We start from the raw sequence: 15839 nt of genomic DNA on the forward strand, positions 1-15839 counted from the left end.
GCGGAAGGGATCCGTCGGCGGGATCGACCGGTGCGTCCACGGCAGCGTGCTGAGGCGTGGGCCGCGCGGCTGCTGACGGTCTCCGCGGGCGCGGTCAACGCCTTGGGCTTCCTCTCCCTCGGCGGAGTCTTCACGAGCGTGGTGACCGCCAACTCGGCGATGTTCGGGATCGGGTTGGGGAGCGTCGACCGGGAACTCGGTGGACTGGCCGGCCTCGCGGTGCTCTGCTACGTGCTGGGCGCGGCAGCAGGCAGCTGGGCGGCCGCCCGTGCCCAGCGGGGCACGCGGTCCCCGGCGGCCGACTTCCTGCTCCTCGAACTCGTACTGCTGTGGACCGTCGCCGCGTGGTGGCTCTCGGCGGCCGGTCACCCGAGCGGCTGGGCGCGCACCGTCATGCTGGGCACGGTGTCGGCGGCGATGGGGTGCCAGAGCGCCGGTGTGCGCGTCACCCTGGGCGCGAAGGTGACGACCGCCTACTTGACGGGACTGCTGACCCAGGCCGTCGCGGAGGCGGTGACCGCACGGCGGCCGCCGCGACGGGCCCTGGTCACCATGGGCCTGCTGGTTCTGGGCGCCGCCGCGTTCACCCTGCTGGAGCGGTGGCTGCACGGTGTGTCCGCCGTGTTCCCCGCTCTCCTGGTGACGGCGGCGTGGCTGACCACGCACGTGGGGCCACGAGGAGAGGCACACGTTTCCGCCTGACACCGAGGTGCGGAGAACCGGGACGCCGGTCGGCTCCGTCAGCCGGCCTTCAGCAGGAGTTCGGTCAGTTCCTCCGGCACGGTGACCATGCAGTCGTGGCCGCTGCGCAACTCCCACACCCGCGACGGAGTGCCGTCGGGCTGTGTCTCGGGGACCGGGCGGCGGGTGACACCCTCGGGCGTGCTGCCGACGCAGTGGATGTGCGTCCGGGGGATCGCGTCCGCGGCCGGGTTGTCCAGCCGGACCGGCTGCTGGAAGCAGCGCGCCGACTCGTCCGAGAGCATCGTGCGCAGCCATGCCGCGTCCGCCGGGTCGGTGACCCCGAACAGGCCCGCGGGCGCCGGGCGTTCCGGCAGCGGCGGAACACGCCACGGGTCGGCGGAGGCGGCGGCGAGATCGAGCAGGTGCCGGGTCGCGGGCATGACGTCGAGCACGGTCTCACCGTCGTCCGGAACCATCGCGTCGACATGGACCAGACCCGCGATCCGGTCCGGCACCTGATGGGCCACGGCGGATATGACCATCCCGGCGTAGCTGTGCCCGACCAGCACCACGTCGGTCAGCTCCTCCTCGGCGAGGAGTGCGACGACGTCGGCGACGTGGGTGTCGAGTCCCACGTCGGGACCGAGCAGGTGCTCCTTCTCGCCGTGGCCGGTCAGTGAAGGGGCGAACACCCGGTGACCTGCCCCGGTCAGCAGGGGCGCCACGCGGTCCCAGACGTGACCGCTGTGCCAGGCACCATGGACAAGGACGTAGACCTTCGCATGCGACGTGTTCATGGGACAGGACGCTACGGATCCGATGGGTACCTTTTGGTAACCTTCGGCTCATGCGCGACTCCGCGGGAAGCGTCTTCCTCGCCGACTGCCCGGCCCGGCTGGCCATTGAGATCATCACCAACAAGTGGGCGGTCGTCGTCCTGTTCGCGCTCAGTCGCGGGCCGTGCCGGCACGGCGAACTCGTCGATCTGGTCGGCGGCATCTCCCGCAAGGTGCTCACCCAGACACTGCGCAGGCTTCAGGGCTACGGCCTGGTCGAGCGCCGCGCCTACGCCGAAGCGCCGCCACGGGTCGAGTACAGCCTGACCGACCTCGGTCTGACGCTCGTCGAACCCATCGCGGCCCTGACGGACTGGGCTAGGTCGTACGGTGACGCCGTCGTCAGCTTCCAGGTGGCGACGGAGGACGGCTCGGCGACCGGAAGCTGACTCGTCCCTCCGCCCGGCGCGGAGCGAGCTTGCCGATCTTCTCCGCGAATGGCTGTAAACAGCCGTCAACGGCGTACAACCACCGAAGGGGTGCAAAGGTCTCACTGGGTGGCTTCAGCAACACCATGGGGAGGCCAGTCCATTCACGGATCGAGGTGCCATGAAGCGTTCCATGCAAGCCGTGGGGGCGTCGTTGATCGCCGTCGGAGCCATGGGGGCGGGGCTGCTGGCGACGGCTCCCGCCGCAGGCGCCGCGACCACCGGTACGACCGCGTCGTACAACGGTGTCTGCGGCTCCGGCTACAAGGTGGTGAACTCCATGCCGATCGGCGGTACCGGCACGGTGTATCTCACCTACAACTCGGCAACGGGCAAGAACTGTACCGTGACCATCCGCAACAGCACCGGCGCACCGAAGTACATGGTGGCCTACGTGCGCAACGTCGACAGCGGCGAGGACCAGTACGACGAGGGCGACTACCGCTCCTACGCCGGACCGGTGTACGTGTCCGCGCGCGGCGCCTGCGTCGAGTGGGGCGGCGTCATCGACAACCTCCAGGCCTGGAACTACGGCTCCAACTGCGGCGCACTCGCGGCCAAGACCCCGCAGAAGGACTGGTTCGCCGGCGAACGCTGACCGACAACGCCGAACGACCGGGGGCTCCACCGCGACCGGAGCCCCCGTTCGTCTGCTAGACACCCCAGTCGAGCTGGTACTCGGGTGTCCCGGCCGCCCGGCCCCAGGCGACCGCTTCGGCTCTGCCCGCATGGTCACCCACGCGGTAGCGGAAGAAGCGTCCGGCGAACACGATCACGTGGTCGGTGTCGTTCACGGTGAAGTCGGCCCACCATCCAAGGTCTGGTTCAAGGGCACCGGCGAGGCCGTGCGCGAGTTCGCCGGCGACGGAGTCCGGGGCCTCGAAGTCGATGAACGTCCAGGTGGTCGGCTGACCGCTGACCGCTCCGTGCTGGTCGCCGCCCGAACGTTCCTCAGCCGGCCGCGTCGACGCGGCCACGTCGTGGCGGCCGAGCCGGACAAGTCGGAGCCCTGCCACCCGAATGTCCGCGCCGGTTCGCAGACTTTCAGCGATGATGCGTCCTCGAATCATGGACCGATCATGGCTGGTGAAGGGCCTGCCGACCAATGCGCATGACGCACGGGCGGGTGCGAACTCGTCCGCAGGGCCCCAGTAGTCGAAGAGATGGGCCGGCGTGATCGTGCGCAACACCGCGGTGGCGGCCTCGTCGGCGAGCCTGCCGAGAGTACGTCACGCCTTCCGATGCTCCGTCGGCGTTCGGCGCCGATGAAGAGAGAACACAACATGTCGTCACACTGATATCCGTGACGGCGCCGTCACAGCGAACGGGACACAGTGTTATGACACACTCTTGGCACGCCCCGGCGCACAGTCGGCGAACCGATCAAGGTGATCACCATGGCAACCGAAAGCATCCTGCATCCCGGCCTCATCGTCCCGGTCGGGCACGTCGAGCCCGTGCCGCGCCGCATCCGGGGTCTGATCAATGGCCGCATCGTCTTCGACACGCGTCGCGCGCTGTACGTGTGGGAGTGGCGGGCCTACCCCCAGTTCAGCATCCCGGTCGCGGACCTGGTGGACGGTGTGCTCCACGACGACGGACACGCCGAGCCGCTCGGTGCGGGCCCCGCACACCGGCACACCCTTCACGTCGGCTCCGAGGTCCGCGAGGGCGCGGCATGGGTCTGGGGTGACGGCGCCCCACAGGCCCTGCACGACACCGTGCGCTTCGAGTGGGAGGCGATGGACTCCTGGTTCGAGGAGGACGAGCCGGTCTTCGTCCATCCCAGGAGCCCGTACTCCCGCGTGGATGCCCTGCGCTCGGACAGCACCGTCCGAGTGGAGCTGGACGGTGTCGTGCTGGCCGATGCCGCCACCTGCGTCAAGCTGTTCGAGACGGGACTGCCCACCCGCTACTACCTCGACCGCACACACATCCACTGGGCCCGGCTGCGGCACTCGGACACGGTGACCCGATGCCCGTACAAGGGCACCACGAGCAGCTACTGGTCCTTCGACAGCGAAACCGCTTCTCACGAGGACATCGCCTGGACCTACGACTTTCCGACGATCCACGCCAATCGCATCGCCGGCATGAGTGCCTTCTACAACGAGCACGTCGATCTGTACATCGACGGCGACCTGCTGCCGAAGCCCCCGGACCGGCCAATTCCCTGAGGTTTTCACCGTGGCACGTCACACATCGACTCCCGGCTCGGTCTCATGGGGTGAAAGGCACACAAACGTCATAGCCGCCCCGAAGGAGCACGCCGTGAGTGACGTCAATCTCGAGCCCGCCGCGCAGGAATTCGCCGACGCGACCGCCAAGCCGCCGCTGCTGTACGAACTCGGCGTCGACGGTGCCCGCAAGCTGCTCGACGACGTGCAGGCACAGCCCGTCGAAAAGCTCGACGTGGACGAGAAGTGGATCACCGTCCCGGCCCAGGTCGGCGACGTGCGGGTACGCATCGTCAAGCCCGTCGGCACCACCGGTGCCCTGCCCGTGATCCTCTACGTGCACGGCGGCGGCTGGATCCTCGGCAACGCCGGTACCCACGACCGTCTGGTGCGCGAGCTGGCCGTGGGGGCGGAGGCGGCCGTGGTCTTCGTCGAGTACGACCGTTCCCCGGAGGCGAGGTACCCCGTCGCCATCGAGCAGGCGTACGCCACCGCCCAGTGGATCACCGCCAAGGGCGCCGGCGAGGGCCTGGACGCCTCCCGGCTGGTCGTCGCCGGTGACTCCGTCGGCGGCAACATGACCGCCGCCCTCACCCACATGGCCAAGCAGCGCGGGGACGTCACCTTCCTGCACCAGTCGCTGTACTACCCCGTGACCGACGCGGCCCAGGACACCGAGAGCTACCGCACCTTCGCCCACGGGCCGCACCTGACGGCGAAGGCCATGGAATGGTTCTGGGACGCCTACACCAGCGACCCGGCCGAGCGCGCACAGATCACCGCGTCGCCCCTGCGCGCTACGCTGGAAGACCTCCAGGGCCTGCCGCCCGCGTTCGTCGTCGTCGACGAGAACGACGTGCTGCGCGACGAGGGCGAAGCGTACGCGCGCAAGCTGATCCAGGCCGGCGTGCCGACCACGAGCATGCGCTACAACGCCACCCTGCACGACTTCATGATGCTGAACCCCGTTCGCGGGACGCAGGCCTCGAGCGCGGCCGTCGAGCAGGCCGTTCACGTGCTGCGCAAGGCGCTCGGCACCAACTGACACACACGTCGGGGGACGAAATGCCGAGTCGTCGTCGAGAGCGAATTCGGCTCAGTTCATACGCGCGACGGCGCGCGTATTCCACGGATGGGAAAGGTCAATCCGATGAGTGCACAGAAACCGACCATCGTCCTCGTCCACGGCGCGTTCGCGGACTCCTCCAGCTGGAACGGCGTCGTGGACAAGCTCCAGTCCCACGAATACCCGGTGGTGGCCGCAAGCAACCCGCTGCGCGGACTGACCAGCGACGCCGAGTACGTCAGGCAGCTCGTGGCCTCCATCGACGGCCCGGTCGTCCTGGCCGGCCACTCCTACGGCGGCTCGGTCATCAGCAACGCCGCGAAGGGGCTCGACAACGTCAAGGCGCTCGTCTTCGTCGCCGCCTTCGTGCCCGACGAGGGCGAGAGCGCGATCACGCTGTCCGGCAAGTTCCCCGGCAGCACACTCGCAGAGGCGCTCCGCCCGGTGCCGGTCACACTGTCCGACGGCAGCCAGGTCGCGGATCTCTACATCGAGAAGAGCAAGTTCCCCCAGCAGTTCGCCGCCGACGTCCCCGAGGAGACCGCGGTGGTCATGGCCGCGACCCAGCGGCCGGTGACCGATGCCGCACTGGGGGAGGGGGCCTCGGCCCCCGCGTGGGCGGACATCCCCTCGTGGGTTCTCGTGGCCACCGAGGACCGCAACATTCCGCCGCAGGCGCAGACCTTCATGGCCGAGCGTGCGAAGGCCACGACCGTGAGCGTCTCCGCCTCCCACGCGGTCGCCGTCTCGCGTCCCGGCGACGTCGCGCGGCTGATCAACGAGGCGGCTCAGGCCACCGCCTGAGCGGCCGGCGCTCCGCACAGCGCCGGCGGGCGGCCGATCGAGGGCGATCGGCCGACCCGGCGCTCGCGGAACCCGCGAAACAGGGCCGCACCGAATCATCCACAGCCGCACACGGACAGGCCGCGCGGAGTAGGCTCGATATGGTCGATGCCTTTTTGCACAGTGCGGGGTGTTACGTGGTGCTCGGCCGTAGACGTGAATCCCGGATGCTCGACCAGCTGGCGGCGAAGGTACGCGAGGGGCGGAGCGCCGCTCTCGTGGTGCGCGGAGAGCCCGGCATCGGCAAGACCGCCCTGCTGGACCAGCTGGCCGCCGCCGTGCCCGACTGCCGGACGGCCCGCGCCGCCGGCAGCGAGGCCGAGATGGAACTCCCGTTCGCCGGACTGCACCAGCTGTGCGGCCCGCTGCTCGACGACGTCGACCACCTCTTCGATCCGCAGCGCGATGCCCTCGACGTGGCGTTCGGCCTGACCAAAGGGCCGCCACCCAACGCGTTCCTGCTGGGTCTGGCGATCCTGAACCAGTTGGCCGAGGTGGCCCGTCAGAAGCCGCTGATCTGCCTGGTGGACGATGCCCAGTGGCTCGACCGCGCCTCACTGCAGGTTCTCGGCTTCGTCGCCCGGCGCCTCAAGGCCGAGTCGGTCGGCCTGGTCTTCGCCGTACGGGAACCGGACGACGAGCGGCTCCTGGACGGGCTCCCCGAAATGACACTCACGGGCCTCGACGAGGACGACGCCGGCGCCCTGCTCCGGTCGGTGCTGCCCGGGGCGCTCGACGCGCACGTCCGAAGCAGGATCCTCGCCGAAGCCCGGGGAAACCCACTCGCACTGATGGAACTCCCGCGCGGGATCACGGCGGCCGACCTGGCAGGCGGTCTCGCCCGACCGGCCGCGCAGCCCTCGGCCGCCCGGATCGAGGAGAGCTTCCGCAGACGGGTCCAGTCGCTGCCGCCGGCGGCCCGGCGACTGCTGCTGATCGCGGCCGCCGAGCCGATCGGCGACATCACCCTGCTGCGCCGCGCCGCACAGCGACTCGGAATGGACCTGGACGCGGCGTCACCGGCGCTGGCACTCGGACTGATCGAGTTCGGCGGCCGGGTCCGGTTTCGCCACCCGCTCGTACGCTCGGCGTCCTACCGCCACGCGACCCAGGCCGACCGCTCCGCCGCCCACCGGGCGCTGGCCGAGGCGACGGACCCGGCGCAGGACGCGGATCGCCGCGCGTGGCACCTGGCCCTCGCCGCGGTGCTCCCCGACGAGAACGTGGCCACCGAACTGGTGCGCTGCGCGGATCGGGCGCGAGACCGGGGCGGGCTCACCGCCGCGGCGGCCTTCCTCGCGCGCGCCATGGAGCTGACCTCGGACTCCTCGCTGCGTTGTGAGCGGGCACTGATCGCCGCCGAGGCGAAGTTCGAGGCGGCGGAGGTGGAGTCGGCGTATCAGCTCGCGAAGGCCGCCGAGACAGGACCCCTGGACCGTCTTCACCGTGCCCGGCTGGCGCGGTTGCACGCCCGGATCGTCTTCGCCCGCAGCCGCGGCAGCGAGGCGACGCCCCTGTTCCTGGAAGCCGCCAGGCGCCTTGAGCCACTCGACGCGGTGCTGGCCCGCGAGACGTATCTCGAAGCCCTCGCGGCAGCCGTCTTCGCCGGGCGGCTCGAAAGCGGGACCACCGTCCAGGACGCCGCGAAGACCGCCCGGGCCGCGGCGCGCACATCCGGGTCCCCCAGCCGGACGGATCTCCTTCTGGAGGGCGTGTCGACCCGCTTCACCGCGGGCTACGCGGCCGCCGTGGGACCGCTGCGGGACGCCCTGCGGGCCTTCCGGTCCGAGGCGGGGGACGGACACGGCGACACCGCACGGTGGCTGTGGCTGGCATGCCCCGTCGCACCCGAACCCATCGCCCCCGAGCTGTGGGACGACGAGGCGTGGCACGACCTGGCCGACAGCGCCGTCAGGCTCGCTCGTGGCGCCGGGGCTCTCGCCTCCCTGCCCGTCGCGCTGACCTACCGCGCGGGTGTGCACCTGCAAGCCGGCGAGTTCGCCGAGGCGTCGGCCCTGATCGACGAGGCGGACACGCTGACCGCCGCCACGGGCAACGCTCCGCTCGACTACACCTCCCTGATGCTGGTGGCCTGGCGCGACGACGAGCGCCGGGCCATGAAGGCGATCGAGCAGGCGATCCGCACCGCGACCGACAAGGGCCAGGGGCGGGCCCTGGGCCTGGCCCACTACGCGACGGCCGTCCTGCACAACGGCCTGTCCCGGTACGACGTCGCCCTCGACCGGGCCCGGCGCGCCTGTGAGTACGAGGACCTCGGCTTCTTCGGCTGGTACCTCGTCGAGTCGGTGGAGGCGGCGGTGCGGTGCGGTGAGCGGCACGAGGCGGTTGCCGCGCTTGACCGGCTGGGCGAGGTGACGGGGGCGGCGGGCACGGACTGGGCGCTGGGTGTTCAGGCGCGGTCACGCGCGTTGGTGAGCGAGGGGGAAGCGGCTGAGGGGTGGTACCGGGATGCGATCGAGCGGCTGGGGCGTACCCGCCTGAGGGTGGAGCTGGCCCGGGCCCACCTGGTGTACGGCGAATGGCTGCGGCGGGAGAACCGGCGCAGCGACGCGCGTGATCAGCTGCGGACGGCACACGCGATGTTCACCGGGTTCGGTGCGGGCGCGTTCGCGGGACGCACCGCCCGCGAGTTGCAGGCCACCGGAGAGGTCGTGGCCCGGCGCGGGGTGGCGAATCCGGCGGCGCTGACCGCGCAGGAGGCGCAGATCGCGGGTCTGGCCGGGGAAGGGCTGACCAACCCGGAGATCGGCGCGCAGCTGTTCCTCAGCCCGCACACGGTCGAGTGGCACCTGCGCAAGGTGTTCGCCAAGCTCGGCATCACCTCCCGCCGGCAACTGCGCACCACCCGCACCGAGCGGTCGTCCGCCACCCCGGCCTGAGGCCCGGATGCCGCCCGGGCCGGTCTCGGACCGGCATGCGCTCACCTGGCTTGCGCTCACACCGGCTTGCGCCACACGGAGATGTGCTTCGCGGAATCCTGGGTGAACGGCTCCCCGCCCCAGTCCCCGACGCGACGCTCCCGCTCGAGCCCGGCGAGCCGTGCCATCAGGTCGAGCTCCGCCGGCCAGGCGTACCGGTGCCGGGAGTGGTCACGGCGGTAGCCGCCGTCGTCTCCGTCACGGGTGAAATGGTGCGAGACGAGAATCTGCTCGACCAGGTCGAAAGTGTCGAAACCGAGATGCCGCTCGGATACGTCGAACGGCACCGCGACCTGGCCGGGCGGCAGAAAGCGCAGCGGCGGCACGCCCAGCTCGATGACGAACCGGCCGCCGGGCCTCAGATGGCGTGCCGCGTTGCGGAAGCACTCGACCTGCTCGTCCTGCGTGAGCAGGTTCGTGATGGTGTTGTAGACGAGATAGACCAGGGCGAACTCGCCGGGAACGACGGTCGCGGCCATGTCCCCGATGGTCACCGGCAGCGTGTCCTCGTCGACCTTGCGCCGCAGGACCGCGGCCATGGGTTCGGACAGTTCGATGCCCACCACCGGCACGCCGCGTTGCCGGAGCGGCACGCCCACTCGTCCGGTTCCGATGGCGAACTCGAGCGCGCGGCCGTCTCCGGCCAGCTCGGTGAGGAAGTCGAGAGTCGGACCGAGGACGGCGGCCGAGGACATCTCGGTCTCCTCGGCGTCGTAGCGGTCGGCGGTCGCACGGGTCCACAGCTCACTGCTCGTCACGGGCGGCCACTCTGCCGGGTGCGGCGGGGCGCTGTCGACGCATTTACGACCACCGGCTCCGCTCACGCGGTGTGTCCGCCGGCGGGCGGACGCGTCACCGGGACTCGCGCAGCCGAAGCAGGTACGCCGCGGTCAGCGCGACGGCACGGTCCTCGTCGCGCGACAGCTCCACCAGGGCACTGGACGCCCTCGCCCCCGGGATGCCCGCCAGTGCCTGGGTCAGCCGTCCGCGTGCGGGCGCCGCGGTGGCGTCGTGGGCGAGGCGGCCGACGAGCCCGGTCGCGATCTCATCGGCCATCGCGGCCTCGCCCGCCAGCACGCTCAGCGCGTCGGCCGCATCGGTGTCGTTCCTTCCCGCCACGATCATGTCGATGAGCGTCGGGACCGCGTCGGTCACCCCCTGCGTCCCGAGCGTCAGTGCCGCATACCCGCGGACCACGACGTCGGGATGGGCCAGCGCGCCCCGCAGATGCGCGGCGGCCTCAGCGCCGGGCATCTCGGCGAGGGTCTGAACGGCCCGTTCCCGCACCGCCGCGACCGGCGAGCCGAGGCCCTCCGCCAGCAGTGCCGTGCCGTCGTCGCCCGACCGGGCCAGCGCCCACCGAAGGGCTCCGGCGACGTTCGGATCCGCCTCGCTCAGTGCCGCCTCGACCAGTGCCTCCACCGGCACCACGGCCTCGTGGACCGAGGACAGGGCCGCCCGCTGGCGCGCGTCGGCGCTCTTGGAGCCCAGCGCCTGGAGGAGCGCGACGACCTGGAGGACGTCCTCCCAGCCGGCGGGGTCCGCGGCATCGATCCGGCGCAGCCGGGTGAGCAGCTCGGTCTCGGCCGCGATGCGCTCGTGGGTCTGCCGGACGAGGTCGTCGACCAGGGCCGACGGCGTGAAGCCGGGTTCGTCGAGCGCACGACCGATCTCCCGCAGTGACAGCCCCAGCGACCGCAGGCTCTCGACATGGAAGATCCGCCGGATGTCCGCACGGGAGTACTCCCGATAACCGGAGCCGGTGCGACCGGAAGGCCGTACCAGGCCGAGCGACTCGTAGTGCCTGAGCATGCGGGCACTGACCCCGGACCGTCGCGCCACCTCACCGATCAACACGCTCTATCTTCCCTCCTCGCCGGACCCGCCGAGGGCCACGACGCGCTTCGCCTCCTCGATCGCGAACTCGAATCCGGCGTCGGGGTCGCGCAGCAGCCGCTGGGTGGCGAGCGCGTGTGCGCGTACGTGCGGGGAGGGGGCCGTCGTCGCGGCACGCAGAACCCCCTCAACCGCCTCACCCAGCGCGACCAGTGCCCGGCTGAGACTCAGGTGCGTCTCCCGGTCACCGCGCCCGAGCTGCGTGGCCAGCACCGAGGCCAGGGCGGACTCCTCGCCTTCCGGTACGAGCACGACCGCGGCCCGCCAGGCGCTGCGCGCCACCTCGTCGTCGGCGTCGCGCAGCACCGCCGGTGTGATCGCCGGCCACGCCTGCCGGTCCCTGATCTTGGACAGTGTGTGCAGCGCCTGACTCCGTGCCTGCGCGTGCTCCGAACGGACTTCACCGACCAGCCGGGGGAGCGTCAAGGACACCGGGTGGCGGGTCAGCGCCCAGGTCAGCATGTCGCGGACGAAGAACTCCGGCTCGATCGCGGATCGCTCGACGAGCTTGCCGACGAAGCGCGGGTCGGGCGCCGTGCCGACCGCCATGGCCGCCCGCAGCCGCACGGACGAACGACTGTCCTCCAGACCCTGGAGCGCTCGCAGCGCGTCCGCGTCCTGTCTCGTCATGGTCATCGGGACCACCTCCCTGGCAGCAGTGAAGGCCTTGTCACCGTGTCAAGGTCAAACACAGCCCGCGCCACCTCCCCGCGACGGTTGCCGAAGTGGTGGTCGCGGCGCTTCGCGTCGGGAGAAGATGGGTGCCATGACGGGAGCCAGTTCCTCCATCGACCGCACCAGGCCCAGCATCGCCCGCGTCTACGACTACCTGCTCGGTGGCAAGGACAACTACGCCGTGGACCGGGAGATCGGTGACGTGTTCAAACGTGACCTTCCCGGGTCGGTGGCGATCGCCTTCGCCAACCGCGCGGCGTTGACCCGGGCGGTGAGGGAGATCGTGACGACGACCGGGGTGCGCCAGTTCATCGACCTGGGCAGCGGTCTTCCCACGGCCGACAACGTGCACCAGGTCGCGCAACGGCACGCTCGGGACACCCGGGTGGTGTACGTCGACACCGACCCCCAGGTGCTGGTCCACGGGCGGGCGCTGCTGGAGGAGAACGACCGGACGCGGGTCGTGCCGGTCGACGTCCGCGACCCCGAGGGAGTACGGCGCCACCCGGACACCCAGGAGCTGATCGACTTCGATCGCCCCGTCGCCGTCATGCTCAGCGCCATCCTGCACCACGTCAACGACGAGGAAGACCCCGCCGGGATCGTCCGCCACTGGCGTGATCACGTGCCGTCCGGAATCTACTTCTTCGTCAGCCACTTCCGTTCCGGGAACAACCCGGAGACGGCGGAGGCCGAGAAGGTCCTCCAGGGGACCTTCGGCCGCGGCAGGTGGCGCAGCGACGAGGAGATCGCGGCCCTGCTGGACGGCCTGGAGATTCTCGAACCGGGGATCGTACCGGCGTCCGTGTGGCGTTCCGAGGCCGCCGGCAGTACGCGGAAGGGCGACGCCGAAGACGAACTGACCGTCTGGGAGCGTCTCATCGCCGCCGGCCTGGCCCGGAAGCCGTAGAGCGTTGGTCCGGATCGGAACGACGGCGGTACTCGCGATGATGCCGGACGCCGGGCCGCTGTTGCGGTCGGCCGCCGAGGTGGACGCACGGGCGGTGCGACCAGGTGTGCCCGCACACGCCGCGCTGCTCTACCCGTGGCTGGCCGTCGACGAGGTCGGCGAACCGGAGCTGCACCGGCTACGGGTCGCACTACCCGTCGGCCGAGTCCACGTCCGGATGTCCTCGGTCGAACGAAGCGGTGGCTTCGTCGGCGTCCCGGTGCCCGAACTCGGCGCCGTGGCCAAGGCCGTTCGCACCGCCTTCCCGGAACATGCCCCGTACGGCGGCCGGTTCGGCCCCAACCCGCCGGTGCACGTCACCGTGGCCCTGGACGCGGCCCCGGAACCCGCCGCCGACATCGCCCGCCGCACCGCTGCCGCGCTGCCGATCACCACCGAGATCGACTCGTTGCACGTGGTTGCCCTCACCCCCACAGGGTGGCGACACCTCACCGAACTGCCCCTCGTCCGCTAGGTCGTGTCCCACAGCGGTAGCCTGTCGCGGCAGTCGCAGGTGACAGTGCCGAGCGAACGAAGTTCCAGCCGGGGGGCCACGTGGTGCGCATGCTCAGGGCAGTACTCCCAGTCGTTGTCCTGGTGGCGGTGGGTGCGGGGTGCTCCTCGTCCGAGGGCCGGGACGAGCAGCGGCTGACCGAGCAGCGGGAGAACTACTGCATGCAGGTCGGCGAGTGGCAGAAGGCGCGGAACGCGGCGGGCACGGACACGCCGGACCCGTCCGAGTACGACGAGGTCGGCGCCGCCGCTCAAGACGCCTTTCTCGCGCTGCGATCGCTCCGGGACGAGCCCGTCGGCGGAGGACGCACCCTGGGTGAGGCGACGGCGGCGGCGATGAACAACAGTGACCCCGAGGCGGAGGGGATCGTCGTGCAGTACTGCGGAGATGTCGGCTTCGAGACGCTGACGCGCTAGGACCGCCGACCGATTCCCCAGACGGCCGCCTTCGAGCGGTTCACGCGCCGAGGAGTGCACACGCGCGCCGCCGACTCGGCGCAGACGGCGCACCGGGCGGGGCGCGGACCGGCCGTGGCAATGACCCATTCGTCACTCCGCGCGCCCTGCCGAGGGCCGACGGCCGCGGAAATGATGTGCGGACCGCACGTGAACCAGGCGAATCCGCATACCTGCCTTCGGCAGGTGACGGGCAGGGGAAGGATTCCACCTTGTTGCTCCTCATCTCTCCGGACAGTGTCGAGGAAGCCCTCGCATGCGCGAAGGCCGCCGAACACCTCGACATCGTCGATGTCAAGAAGCCCGACGAGGGCTCGCTCGGTGCGAACTTCCCGTGGGTCATCCGCGAGATCCGGGCCGCGATCCCGGCGGACAAGCCGGTGTCCGCCACCGTGGGCGACGTACCGTACAAGCCCGGCACGGTGGCTCAGGCGGCGCTCGGGGCGGCCGTCTCCGGAGCCACCTACATCAAGGTCGGCCTCTACGGGTGCACCACGCCCGAGCAGGCCGTCGACGTCATGCGAGGGGTCGTCCGGGCGGTGAAGGACTACCGGCAGGACGCGTTCGTCGTCGCCTCCGGCTACGCCGACGCCCACCGGGTCGGCTGCGTCAACCCGCTCGCGCTGCCCGACATCGCCCGCCGCTCCGGCTCCGACGCGGCCATGCTCGACACCGCGGTCAAGGACGGGACGCGGCTGTTCGACCACGTTTCCCCCGACGTCTGCGCGGAGTTCGTGCGACTGGCCCATGGGGCCGGCCTCCTCGCCGCACTGGCGGGCAGTGTCAAGACCGGCGACCTGGGCGAACTGGCGCGCATCGGGACGGACATCGTCGGCGTGCGCGGCGCGGTGTGCGAGGGAGGCGACCGCAACTCCGGCCGGATCCAACCGCGTCTGGTGGCCGCGTTCCGGGCGGAGATGGACCGGCACGTCCAGGAACACGCGGCTCCCGCCGCCGCGAGCTGACCGCCGCCATGCGGGCAAACGGCTTCCGTGACGCGCCCACAAGCCACGCCGGGCGCCTCGCCGTCGTCGATCCGGCGACGGGCGTGGCCTTCGACGAGGCGCCCGACCAACACCCCGACGAGCTGGACGCCGTTGTCGAACGGGCGCAAGCCGCTTGGCGCGACTGGCGAGCCGACGCCGCCACACGTACGGCCGCGCTGCTCGCTGCGGCCGACGCCGTGGAGGCGGCCGCGGCCGATCTCGCCCCGCTGCTCACCCGTGAACAGGGCAAGCCCGTGGCCGAGTCGTACGCGGAGGTCGCCCGAACGGCCGCCCGACTGCGCTACTTCGCGGAACTGGTTCCGGAGCCACAGCCCATCTCGGACGGCCGACCGGTGCGCGGCGAGATCCGCTGGCGACCGCTCGGCACCGTCGCCGCGATCGTCCCGTGGAACTTCCCGCTCCAGCTCGCGTCGGCAAAGTTCGCGCCGGCGCTCGCCGCGGGCAACACGATGGTCCTCAAACCCTCCCCGTACACCCCCCTTGCCACGCGGCTACTGGGGTCCGTCGTCGCCGGCGCCCTGCCCGAGAACGTCCTGACGATCGTCACCGGTCGCGAACCCCTGGGCGCACGACTCGCGTCGCATCCGGGGATCCGCCACGTGACCTTCACCGGTTCGATCCCCACCGGACGGGCCGTCGCCGAGAGCGCGGCGGCCTCGCTCGCCCGGGTCACCCTGGAGCTGGGCGGCAACGACGCCGCCGTCCTGCTGGAGGACGTGGACGTGGAGCGGATCGCCGACCGGCTGTTCTGGGCGGCGTTCCGCAACTGCGGTCAGGTCTGCATGGCGGTCAAGCGCGTCTACGCACCGGCCCGGCTCTACTCCCGGGTGGTCGAGGCCCTCGCGCACCGGGCCAAGACGGCCGTGGTCGGAGCGGGGCTCGACCCGGGCTCACAGCTGGGGCCGCTCAACAACGGCCCCCAGCTGGCACGGATCGAGCGCTACACGGCCCAGGCGCTCGCAGACGGTGCCCGAGCCGCGGCCGGTGGCCACCGCCTCGACCTCTCGGGCTACTTCTTCGCCCCGACCGTCCTGGCCGGCGTGCCGCCCGACAGCCCGGTGGTGACGCAGGAGCAGTTCGGCCCGGTCCTGCCGGTCCTGCCGTACGACCGTGTCGACGAAGCCGTCGAGGCGGCCAACGGCACCGGGTTCGGACTGGGCGGCTCGGTGTGGGGGACCGATCTCGAACGCGCCGAGGCCGTGGCGGACCGCCTGGAGTGCGGAACGGCGTGGATCAACCACCATGCCGAGCTGTCCCTCGCCCAGCCCTTCGCGGGCATCAAGGAAAGCGGTGTCGGAGTGGCGGGCGGTCCGTGGGGCCTCTACGGAAACCTCAGACCGTTCGTCGTGCACCGCCGGGAGGAGGCCTGA

Annotated in this window: 17 protein-coding genes; 12 read left to right on the top strand and 5 right to left on the bottom strand. The window is 71.1% G+C overall.

The window, feature by feature from the left end:
• The first annotated feature begins 30 nt into the window (after positions 1 to 30).
• Positions 31 to 702: a YoaK family protein gene (locus ACGH7X_RS38295; RefSeq protein ID WP_399894928.1), complete on the top strand. Its 672-nt coding sequence runs from the start codon at positions 31 to 33 to the stop codon at positions 700 to 702.
• Between the two features lie 38 nt (positions 703 to 740).
• Here ACGH7X_RS38295 and ACGH7X_RS38300 read toward each other — a convergent pair whose 3' ends face one another.
• Complete coding sequence (locus tag ACGH7X_RS38300) at positions 741 to 1481, bottom strand: alpha/beta fold hydrolase (protein ID WP_399894931.1); 741 nt, start codon at positions 1479 to 1481, stop codon at positions 741 to 743.
• A gap of 50 nt (positions 1482 to 1531) precedes the next feature.
• Here ACGH7X_RS38300 and ACGH7X_RS38305 point away from each other — a divergent pair, with 50 nt between their 5' ends.
• Entirely contained in the window at positions 1532 to 1909 is a 378-nt protein-coding gene (locus tag ACGH7X_RS38305) for a winged helix-turn-helix transcriptional regulator (protein WP_399894934.1), read from the top strand.
• A gap of 172 nt (positions 1910 to 2081) precedes the next feature.
• Positions 2082 to 2546, top strand: a complete 465-nt coding sequence (locus ACGH7X_RS38310; RefSeq protein WP_399897648.1) for a spore-associated protein A — start codon at positions 2082 to 2084, stop codon at positions 2544 to 2546.
• Between the two features lie 55 nt (positions 2547 to 2601).
• Here ACGH7X_RS38310 and ACGH7X_RS38315 read toward each other — a convergent pair whose 3' ends face one another.
• Positions 2602 to 2964 (bottom strand): hypothetical protein, encoded by a 363-nt coding sequence (locus ACGH7X_RS38315; RefSeq protein WP_399894936.1) that lies wholly within the window; start codon positions 2962 to 2964, stop codon positions 2602 to 2604.
• A 381-nt stretch (positions 2965 to 3345) separates the two neighbouring features.
• Between ACGH7X_RS38315 and ACGH7X_RS38320 the strand changes: the two genes are divergently transcribed.
• The 4 genes from ACGH7X_RS38320 (at position 3346) to ACGH7X_RS38335 (ending at position 8934) form a co-directional block, all read left to right on the top strand.
• A complete protein-coding gene (locus tag ACGH7X_RS38320; protein ID WP_399894939.1) occupies positions 3346 to 4125 on the top strand; it encodes a DUF427 domain-containing protein in 780 nt (259 codons plus the stop codon).
• 94 nt (positions 4126 to 4219) lie between these two features.
• The gene (locus tag ACGH7X_RS38325; protein WP_399894942.1) at positions 4220 to 5170 is read left to right on the top strand and encodes an alpha/beta hydrolase; all 951 of its coding nucleotides are present in this window, start codon (positions 4220 to 4222) and stop codon (positions 5168 to 5170) included.
• A gap of 105 nt (positions 5171 to 5275) precedes the next feature.
• The gene (locus tag ACGH7X_RS38330) at positions 5276 to 5995 is read left to right on the top strand and encodes an alpha/beta fold hydrolase (protein ID WP_399894945.1); all 720 of its coding nucleotides are present in this window, start codon (positions 5276 to 5278) and stop codon (positions 5993 to 5995) included.
• Between the two features lie 140 nt (positions 5996 to 6135).
• Entirely contained in the window at positions 6136 to 8934 is a 2799-nt protein-coding gene (locus ACGH7X_RS38335) for an AAA family ATPase (RefSeq protein WP_399894947.1), read from the top strand.
• Between the two features lie 56 nt (positions 8935 to 8990).
• Here the strand turns inward: ACGH7X_RS38335 and ACGH7X_RS38340 are convergent, their stop codons facing one another.
• The 3 genes from ACGH7X_RS38340 to ACGH7X_RS38350 all read right to left on the bottom strand — a co-directional run bounded on the left by ACGH7X_RS38340 (position 8991) and on the right by ACGH7X_RS38350 (position 11505).
• Complete coding sequence (locus ACGH7X_RS38340) at positions 8991 to 9731, bottom strand: class I SAM-dependent DNA methyltransferase (RefSeq protein ID WP_399894950.1); 741 nt, start codon at positions 9729 to 9731, stop codon at positions 8991 to 8993.
• Positions 9732 to 9825: 94 nt separating this feature from the next.
• A complete protein-coding gene (locus tag ACGH7X_RS38345; protein WP_399894953.1) occupies positions 9826 to 10830 on the bottom strand; it encodes a MerR family transcriptional regulator in 1005 nt (334 codons plus the stop codon).
• 3 nt (positions 10831 to 10833) lie between these two features.
• A complete protein-coding gene (locus tag ACGH7X_RS38350; protein ID WP_399894956.1) occupies positions 10834 to 11505 on the bottom strand; it encodes a HEAT repeat domain-containing protein in 672 nt (223 codons plus the stop codon).
• A 130-nt stretch (positions 11506 to 11635) separates the two neighbouring features.
• On the opposite strand from ACGH7X_RS38350, the gene ACGH7X_RS38355 reads away from it, so the two are divergent.
• The 5 genes from ACGH7X_RS38355 to ACGH7X_RS38375 all read left to right on the top strand — a co-directional run bounded on the left by ACGH7X_RS38355 (position 11636) and on the right by ACGH7X_RS38375 (position 15839).
• On the top strand, positions 11636 to 12454 hold the full coding sequence (locus ACGH7X_RS38355) for an SAM-dependent methyltransferase (protein WP_399894959.1): 819 nt from the start codon (positions 11636 to 11638) through the stop codon (positions 12452 to 12454).
• A 4-nt stretch (positions 12455 to 12458) separates the two neighbouring features.
• A complete protein-coding gene (locus tag ACGH7X_RS38360) occupies positions 12459 to 12968 on the top strand; it encodes a 2'-5' RNA ligase family protein (protein ID WP_399894961.1) in 510 nt (169 codons plus the stop codon).
• Positions 12969 to 13057: 89 nt separating this feature from the next.
• Positions 13058 to 13423 (top strand): hypothetical protein, encoded by a 366-nt coding sequence (locus ACGH7X_RS38365; protein WP_399894964.1) that lies wholly within the window; start codon positions 13058 to 13060, stop codon positions 13421 to 13423.
• 251 nt (positions 13424 to 13674) lie between these two features.
• Positions 13675 to 14427, top strand: coding sequence for a (5-formylfuran-3-yl)methyl phosphate synthase (locus ACGH7X_RS38370; RefSeq protein WP_399894967.1), 753 nt, complete (start codon positions 13675 to 13677; stop codon positions 14425 to 14427).
• Positions 14428 to 14435: 8 nt separating this feature from the next.
• Positions 14436 to 15839 carry an aldehyde dehydrogenase family protein gene (locus tag ACGH7X_RS38375; RefSeq protein ID WP_399894970.1) on the top strand — a complete coding sequence of 468 codons (1404 nt, stop codon included), beginning with the start codon at positions 14436 to 14438 and terminating at the stop codon, positions 15837 to 15839.

The organism is Streptomyces sp. BBFR51 (assembly GCF_044591655.1).
In the GTDB taxonomy this organism is placed as follows: domain Bacteria; phylum Actinomycetota; class Actinomycetes; order Streptomycetales; family Streptomycetaceae; genus Streptomyces.

Excerpts from the sequence above, each read along its gene's own strand:
- ACGH7X_RS38335 (WP_399894947.1), top strand. The coding sequence starts at position 6,136 with ATGGTCGATGCCTTTTTGCACAGTGCGGGGTGTTACGTGGTGCTCGGC.
- ACGH7X_RS38320 (WP_399894939.1), top strand. The coding sequence starts at position 3,346 with ATGGCAACCGAAAGCATCCTGCATCCCGGCCTCATCGTCCCGGTCGGG.
- ACGH7X_RS38350 (WP_399894956.1), bottom strand. The coding sequence starts at position 11,505 with ATGACCATGACGAGACAGGACGCGGACGCGCTGCGAGCGCTCCAGGGT.
- ACGH7X_RS38330 (WP_399894945.1), top strand. The coding sequence starts at position 5,276 with ATGAGTGCACAGAAACCGACCATCGTCCTCGTCCACGGCGCGTTCGCG.
- ACGH7X_RS38300 (WP_399894931.1), bottom strand. The coding sequence starts at position 1,481 with ATGAACACGTCGCATGCGAAGGTCTACGTCCTTGTCCATGGTGCCTGG.
- ACGH7X_RS38305 (WP_399894934.1), top strand. The coding sequence starts at position 1,532 with ATGCGCGACTCCGCGGGAAGCGTCTTCCTCGCCGACTGCCCGGCCCGG.
- ACGH7X_RS38375 (WP_399894970.1), top strand. The coding sequence starts at position 14,436 with ATGCGGGCAAACGGCTTCCGTGACGCGCCCACAAGCCACGCCGGGCGC.
- ACGH7X_RS38365 (WP_399894964.1), top strand. The coding sequence starts at position 13,058 with ATGCTCAGGGCAGTACTCCCAGTCGTTGTCCTGGTGGCGGTGGGTGCG.
- ACGH7X_RS38310 (WP_399897648.1), top strand. The coding sequence starts at position 2,082 with ATGCAAGCCGTGGGGGCGTCGTTGATCGCCGTCGGAGCCATGGGGGCG.
- ACGH7X_RS38355 (WP_399894959.1), top strand. The coding sequence starts at position 11,636 with ATGACGGGAGCCAGTTCCTCCATCGACCGCACCAGGCCCAGCATCGCC.